This window comes from Photobacterium sp. Ph5, assembly GCF_022129445.1.
Classification (GTDB): domain Bacteria; phylum Pseudomonadota; class Gammaproteobacteria; order Enterobacterales; family Vibrionaceae; genus Photobacterium.
Map to the genome: position 1 here is coordinate 37,311 of NZ_JADQAQ010000040.1, position 7,533 is coordinate 44,843.

7 protein-coding genes are annotated in these 7,533 nt (G+C 36.7%); all 7 read left to right on the top strand.

Translation table 11 applies throughout. The features are described 5' to 3' along the window. Nucleotides 1–395: 395 nt before the first annotated feature. The 7 genes from I3259_RS14990 to I3259_RS15020 all read left to right on the top strand — a co-directional run bounded on the left by I3259_RS14990 (nt 396) and on the right by I3259_RS15020 (nt 7,316). Nucleotides 396–1,862 (top strand): MFS transporter, encoded by a 1,467-nt coding sequence (locus I3259_RS14990; protein WP_238030359.1) that lies wholly within the window; start codon nt 396–398, stop codon nt 1,860–1,862. Between the two features lie 314 nt (nt 1,863–2,176). Continuing rightward, nucleotides 2,177–4,039, top strand: coding sequence for a potassium transporter Kup (locus tag I3259_RS14995; protein WP_238030360.1), 1,863 nt, complete (start codon nt 2,177–2,179; stop codon nt 4,037–4,039). Nucleotides 4,040–4,175: 136 nt separating this feature from the next. Beyond that, nucleotides 4,176–5,642 carry an ATP-binding protein gene (locus tag I3259_RS15000; RefSeq protein WP_238030361.1) on the top strand — a complete coding sequence of 489 codons (1,467 nt, stop codon included), beginning with the start codon at nt 4,176–4,178 and terminating at the stop codon, nt 5,640–5,642. Continuing rightward, nucleotides 5,635–6,342, top strand: coding sequence for a response regulator (locus tag I3259_RS15005; protein ID WP_238030362.1), 708 nt, complete (start codon nt 5,635–5,637; stop codon nt 6,340–6,342). Before I3259_RS15000 ends, I3259_RS15005 begins: the two co-directional genes overlap by 8 nt. 124 nt (nt 6,343–6,466) lie before the next feature. Further along, entirely contained in the window at nt 6,467–6,754 is a 288-nt protein-coding gene (locus I3259_RS15010; RefSeq protein ID WP_238030363.1) for a hypothetical protein, read from the top strand. Nucleotides 6,755–6,768: 14 nt separating this feature from the next. Further along, a complete protein-coding gene (locus I3259_RS15015) occupies nt 6,769–6,960 on the top strand; it encodes a Sec-independent protein translocase subunit TatA (RefSeq protein WP_238030364.1) in 192 nt (63 codons plus the stop codon). Nucleotides 6,961–7,082: 122 nt separating this feature from the next. Continuing rightward, nucleotides 7,083–7,316, top strand: a complete 234-nt coding sequence (locus tag I3259_RS15020) for a hypothetical protein (protein WP_238030365.1) — start codon at nt 7,083–7,085, stop codon at nt 7,314–7,316. Nucleotides 7,317–7,533: the final 217 nt, after the last annotated feature.

The following is a 7,533-nucleotide window of genomic DNA, read 5'->3' on the forward strand; positions in this document are numbered from 1 at the left end:
GGGCTTTATTTGGATGTTTAGGATTCTTTTATTCTCATTAAGTGCAGGTGTCTATTTTTTGTGTGATGTAATGCAATTAAAAAAACACCTGAATGATCATAATATAAAAATTAGATTTTATATTTGATTTATAATGATGACTTTAAAATAAAAAATTAGTATGAATGCAGAGTTCTAACTGAAATTAAGCACTTTAACTGTATGATTACTCTATCAATACTGGTCATGTTTATTATTTAACTGAAATATATCGATATATTTCTTTTTATATTGTGAATTTATCCATTAAGTCAAGAGAAAATATATCTTATATTTTTACTCTCGTCTGTGTTTATATACGCGCACCTTTAATACTTATATTGGTCGCAAGACTATAAGCATTGCTGATTTTTAACATGAATCAAAATCTAGATATTCAATGTCAAAAAACTATTCAAAACTATATTGATGACACATCGATATGGAAAGAAGGGTCAAACCGTTTTTGCCTGTCAATGACAAAGGTACAGTGGCGAATTTGGTTATTGGCGACATTTGGAAAGTTTTTCGAAGGAATGATCGTGTTTATGATGGGGCTAACTTTGCCCTTGATTACGCTACAATTTCATTTAACAGAATTCCAAAAAGGTACTCTGAGCTCTTCAATATTGTTCGGTATATTAATTGGTGCTAGTGCGTTAGGTGGGCTATCTGATCTCTACGGACGAAAGAAAATGTTTATCATTGAGATGGCATTACTTTCTGTTTGCTTAGTCGGTATGGCATGTAGCCAATCTTATCTTGCTATCTTACTGTTTAATTTTGGTATTGGCTTAGCATTAGGGTGTGATTATCCAACAGCACACTTGATGATTTCGGAAAGTATTCCGACTAAAAATCGCGGTAAATTGGTGCTTGGTGCGTTTGCTTTTCAGTCGGTTGGTGTTTTGTTAGGGATCCTTACAGGCATTATCGTACTGACTTATGTTGATAATATTAATGCATGGCGCTTAATGTACATATTGGCATTAATACCATCATTGGCAATAACGGTAGCACGTTTCTTTATTCCAGAAAGTGCTCACTGGTTACTGTCGAAAAAACGCGGAAAAGAGGCTGAAAAATCACTGAAACGATTATTAAATCGTGATCCTCAGTCTGATATGACATTGATGGTTGTACCTTGCACTGAAGGTGAAGATGCCCATTCATGGTTAGGTGGATACAAGAAGTTATTTAAGCAAAAGTACCGCGCGAAAACCATTTTAGCTTCTGCTCCTTGGTTTATCCAAGATTTAGGCACATATGGTATTGGTATTTTTACCCCTGTTATTTTAGCTTCGGTGCTTGATCCGCATGTAGTGACCACGGGAGATGCGCTTCATAGTACGATAGCGAGCATTGTCTATTCAGCGAAAGGTACGGCATTGATTGACTCATTGCTCATTGTTGGAGTGATTTGCGCCATTATTTATTCTGAATCGATTGGCCGTATGAAGTTACAAATTTATGGCTTTATCGGCTGTGCAGTTGGTTTAGCTTGCGCTGCTGTGTCTATAAAGCTCAATAGTGACTATCAAATATATATGCTGTTTTTAGGCTTTATGTTGTTCAACTTCATGAATAACCTTGGTCCTAATGCGCAAACCTATTTAATTTCGGGTGAGGTGTTTCCAGTTAAAATTCGAGCTAAAGGTGCAGGTTTTGCCGCATCTATTGCAAAGCTGGGAGCAATTTTAACGGCGTTTTTATTCCCTATTTTAATGCATGAGATAGGGGTATTTAATTTATTACTTTGCCTAGTTGCGACATCAATATTAGGTGCATGGGTAACGTATAAATACAGATTTGAAACATCAGGCAAGAATATCGAGAATATTTAGTTCGATAATGAAAGCATGATAATGTTGAAAAATAGATATTAAAAAAGAGCGTAAGAATATTTCTTGCGCTCTTTTTTTATTTGTAAATATTTTATTTGAACGTTGTATAATATATTTAATATAAAAGTCGTTGTTTTTTTATCACGTACTACAATTAAACTTTTAGTATTAAAAATACACAAACTTTATATTTTCTTTATATTTTTCTTCGTAAATCTTACCCTTTCTTTATATTCGCCTTGTTACCCTGCGTGCTTCTATTTCGTCATAAGGTACAGTGTCTCCCTGATACGGGATGTACATGAAAATCAACGATGCAAAATCAAAAACAGTCTTTATGGGTACTGACGTGCCTATCTATTGGGATTGTGTATGGTGATATTGGAACCAGCCCATTATATGCCTTCAAAGCGATGTTTGAAGGTGAGCACTCGATAGCCATTAACCAAGCAAACGTTTTTGGCATTCTTTCATTAGTGTTTTGGACCTTTGTGATAACGGTATGTATTAAATATTTAGCGTTAGTCACACGGGCTTCCAATAAAGGTGAAGGTGGCGTTTTAACATTAACGTCTTTAGCACATAACGTAGCGCCGATTCAGTTTAAGAAAGGAATATTATTTCTAGGTATGCTGGCCGCTGGTTTCTTTTTTGGTGAAGCCATTATTACACCTGCGATGTCAGTATTATCTGCAGTTGAAGGGATAACCGTAATAAATAGCAGTTTTACACCGATGATTTTACCGATAGCTATTACGATTATTTGTGCTTTGTTTGCTATTCAAAAATACGGTTCAGGAAAAATTGGACGGCTGTTTGCGCCTATCATGCTGCTATGGTTTGGTACGATTGGTATTTTAGGTTTACTGAGTATTATTAAAAATCCAACCGTATTAGATGCACTAAATCCGATTTATGCTACGCGCTTTGCTTTAAACCACGGAGCAGCAACTTTATTTACTTTAGGTGTGGTTGTTTTAGCGGTAACTGGGGTTGAAGCGTTATATGCAGATATGGGGCACTTTGGCATAAAACCGATTCGTTTAGCATGGTTTTTTATTGTGATGCCATGTTTAGTATTAAATTATTACGGACAAGGCGCATTAGTATTATCCAAGCAAGGAGATATTGATAATCCATTCTTTATGTTAGCACCAGAAATGCTACGTTTACCTTTGGTGATATTAGCGACCTTTGCCACTGTGATTGCTTCACAGGCCGTTATTTCTGGCATTTTTTCATTAACTCGCCAAGCGGTGAATTTAGGGTTTCTACCTCCTGTTCAAATTCACCATACTTCACAGCAAGAGCAAGGTCAGATCTATGTTCCATTAGCTAATTTTTTATTATTTTTATTAGTGATCACTGTCGTACTGACGTTTGGTAGCTCAGAGCGTTTAGCGGCAGCCTATGGCATCGCTGTAACAGCAACAATGTTGATATCATCATTATTTATTATTGTTGTTGCGCGCTATTTATGGGGATGGAAATTAGCGTTTGTCATTCAGTATGCGGTATTCATGTTGCTCTATGACGCATTATTGTTTATCGCAACATCGTTGAAATTCTCAGATGGTGGTTGGCTTCCATTAACGATAGGTTCAATTGTATTTCTTTTGATGATCACGTGGTATTTAGAGCGAGAAAGGATCAGCCAATTAATCAAGCAACCGTTGTCAGCTGAGGCGATGGTTAATGAGTTAGAGCAAAAAGATTGGCCTCGAGCATCGGGGACTGCGGTGTATTTCACCCGTAATGAAGAGCATGTCCCTGCATCCTTGGTCAATAATTTAAAATATAACGAAACACTGCATGAACGTAATGTGTTGCTGACATTTAAATACCCCGATCAGCCACGGGTCCATCCTCTTAAACGGATTGAGGTAAAGCAAATATCGCCTTCATTTTGGCAGATGATTGCATACGTGGGTTATCAAGAGTCATTAGATATGGATCAAATATTCACAGCCTGTAATGGTAAAGGTTTCTCATTACATGAGGTTGATACCGTGTTCTTTATGTCATCTGAACGAATGAAGTTGAAACGGACGACGCTATGGCATGATTTAAAAGCAAGGCTGTTTATATTATTGAGCCGAAATGCGTTGAGAACCTCAGAACGGCTACATGTACCGCAAGATAGGTTAATTGAAATTGGGGTACATATGGAGATTTAACGCTCATATTCTCTATGTTAAGAGCTTCATGGTTATCCCATCAGTGTGGTGCTAATTATTGAAGCTCTTTTTTCTTTATCAGTACATACCTTGAAGGTATTATTTGGTCTTGGTGGTAAGATAAATAGCTTAATTGATGACGAATCGAACAAATTGGAATGATCTAAATAAAACTGCGATATTGTTGGTGCTATATATTTTGGTGACATATATCGGGGTAAGATTCCGTGATGTGATCATTGAAACAGATACTGCAATGCTGTTATTGCTACTCAATATTGTGAGTGGATTCTGGTTACGGCGAAAATTTGCGTATGTGATCACGGCTATCAGTATTGTTGCCTTTCACTTTTTTGTTTTACCTGAACACAATTCATTCAAATTTCAAAATTATCAGCATATTATTACTTTCACCGTTATGGCTTTTAGTGGTGTGTTTGCGGTTAAAATAACGCAATCTCAACAGCGTGAAATTAATAAAAATAAACTATTAAAATCTGAATTAAATAGTAATTATTATCTTGCATCAGAATTAGCCTCGCTTAATGAAAGCCAAGCGATTGCCCAATCAGCGATAAAACACTTAGAACGAAAGGGACAGTTTAAAGCGCAAATCTGGTTATTTTCACCCTCACTCTTTTGTTTAGCTTCTCATCATCATTTACAGCAAAGTGAGTATTACTCGGTAGTTGAACGTTTTATGTTGCGAGGAGAGCAATCAAGCGAAATGTTATCCGCCTCTTTGGTATTACATCCGCTTTGTGGGCAAGCAGGATTGTTTGGGGTCTTGGTGATTCAATCACAGCAAGGACAACGGTTTAATCCTATTTTAACCACTTTAATTAGCTTATCTTTATCACGCTCAGAAGCAAACAGTGCACTTACGATCGCTAAAGAAGCAAACCAATTAGAGCAGATGCGTAATACACTATTAGCGGCAGTTTCTCATGATTTAAAAACGCCATTAGGGTCGATTATTGGTACAGCGACGACTTTAAGTGATCCGACAATAAAGCTGCCGATGGAGACTCAAAAAGAGTTATTACAATCTATAGCTGAGGAAGGCTATAGCTTAAACCGCAGCTTAACCAAACTATTAGATATTAGTCGTTATAGTACGAAAACCTTGATCCCTAATCGAGATTGGGTAGAGCCTGAAGAAGTGATTGGCAGTGCAACGAAAAGAATAGAGCAAGTTGTTAAGTTACACCCAATAAACCTAACGGGTGAAACCATGTTAGTTTCACTCGATTATGCGCTAATTGAACAAATTATCGCAAACCTTATTGAAAACGCAGCTAAGTATAGCCCTGTTGGTGAAGCGATTGATATCACGACAGGCTATAAAAAAGGATGCTTTATTATTGAAATTGCTGATAGAGGTTGCGGTGTTGCACCCGATGAAACGCAACGTATTTTTGAGCGTTTTTATCGCTCAGAACACACCAAAGTTAAAGGAACGGGATTAGGCTTAGCTATTTGTAAGCTGATTGTTTCAGCCCACAACGGTACTATTTGTGTCTCGCCAAGAGTTGGCGGTGGTAGCATTTTTACGGTAACCATTCCTTGTGATAAATACGATTTAACAGGCATTTATGAATAGTGATACCAAAATATTAGTCATTGAAGATGAAGCGCCAATTCGTCGCTTTTTAGATATATTAACGACGGGGCATGGTTATAGCGTAAAAACAGTAGAAACCGCACAGGAAGGGCTCAAGCAAATAGTGACTTGGAACCCGCACTTAGTGCTACTGGATTTAGGGTTACCGGATGCCGATGGCTTAGACTTTACTAAAGAGCTACGTACCTGGACGGAAACGCCGATTATTGTAATATCAGCACGTGATAAAGAAGCGGATAAAGTGCAGGCTTTAGATGCTGGTGCGAATGATTATTTAACAAAGCCATTTGGTAGTGAAGAGTTATTAGCCCGTATTCGGGTTGCTCTTCGGTTACATTCCCATTGTACAGCGACAGAAGTAAGCCAATACCGATTTGGCGATGTATTACTCGATATGGCTATGCAAACGGTAATGTATAACGGTGAAAGTATTAAATTAACGCCTAAGGAGTATAAGATACTAACCTTATTGGCTAAAAACATGGGGAAGGTACTGACACATAAGCAAATATTAAAAGAGGTATGGGGCGGTAATTATACGGAACATGCCCATTATGTGCGTATTCATATTGCTCAACTTCGCCATAAAATAGAACAATCACCCGCTCAACCTCAATATATCATCACTGAAAATGGGGTGGGATACCGTTTGATCAATGGAGAAATCGCCGATACTTAATATGTTTGAATTCTTATTTGATACTTATCTTTATAAAAATTTTATATGACTTAATGTATTTATTACATAAACCTTAGATCAAACTTTATACCATCAAATAATGTTTTGAATATAAGGTGGTTATATGTTTTTTAATATTGAAATGGTAGTGGCTGTTGTCTTTTTTGCAGCCATGTTAACTCGTACTGGTTTTTTAAAATCAACGTGGCAGCAATTGGTAACTGTCGCACTACAAATTGTTTCCGTATGGTGTCTAATTTATTTATTCCTAACGCATGTTTACCCTGAGTTTTTGTTTGCAAAAGATGTAATTAGCCTGTGCTTTTCTGCTGTATTTATTTTTGCAGCATTAAAAGATCGTTATGAGTCTGACGTTTACCGTAGTCACCAATCTAATATTGCAACTAAATAACAGGAATAAACATCATGGGTGAAATCAGTATTGGCAAGTTACTTATTGTTGCTGTTATTTTCGTATTGTTATTTGGAACAAAAAAATTAAGAACCTTAGGCAGTGATTTGGGCTATGCCTTAAAAGGTTTTCAAAATGCAGTTAAAGATGAGCCCGCCAAAGAGAAAACAGCAGAGAAAAGCGTGGTTGATGAAGCGACTCGTTAGCATTGATTATACTGTAAGAGTACAGCGTTAAATGATTGAAAAAATCAATATTATTTTGTTTCTCTGTTTATATTTTATTAATGCGCTATGGTAACAGCAGAATTTTTAAATCGGTATTTATCATGAAACGTGGATTGATAATTGATAATAATCTTACAGTGAATAAAGCTGCGATCTTACGCGTTGAGTTTGATAGCGCTTTTATTATGTTATTTTTCGCAGATCAAGCTGTTATTAATATTTGTTTAAAGCAAGATGAATTACATTTTTCATCAGATAATGCTTATTACCTACCTGAAGCTGAGTTTAATCGAGTTCAAACAGAGATTCAGGCGTATTTGAATAGTGAACTATAACGAATAAATGGGTTTGCTGTGTGGTTTTTAGGCAGGTAATTACGTTAATGATTATAAGGTGATGTGTAACCCTTCACGATATCGTTTGAATGCATAAAAGTTGTGCATACGGTTTGTGAGGTACTTTACAATTTAAAATGTGATCGCTATCATACACCGCAGTTACGGAGAGATGGCTGAGTGGTTGAAAGCACCGGTCTTGAAAACCGGCATACGT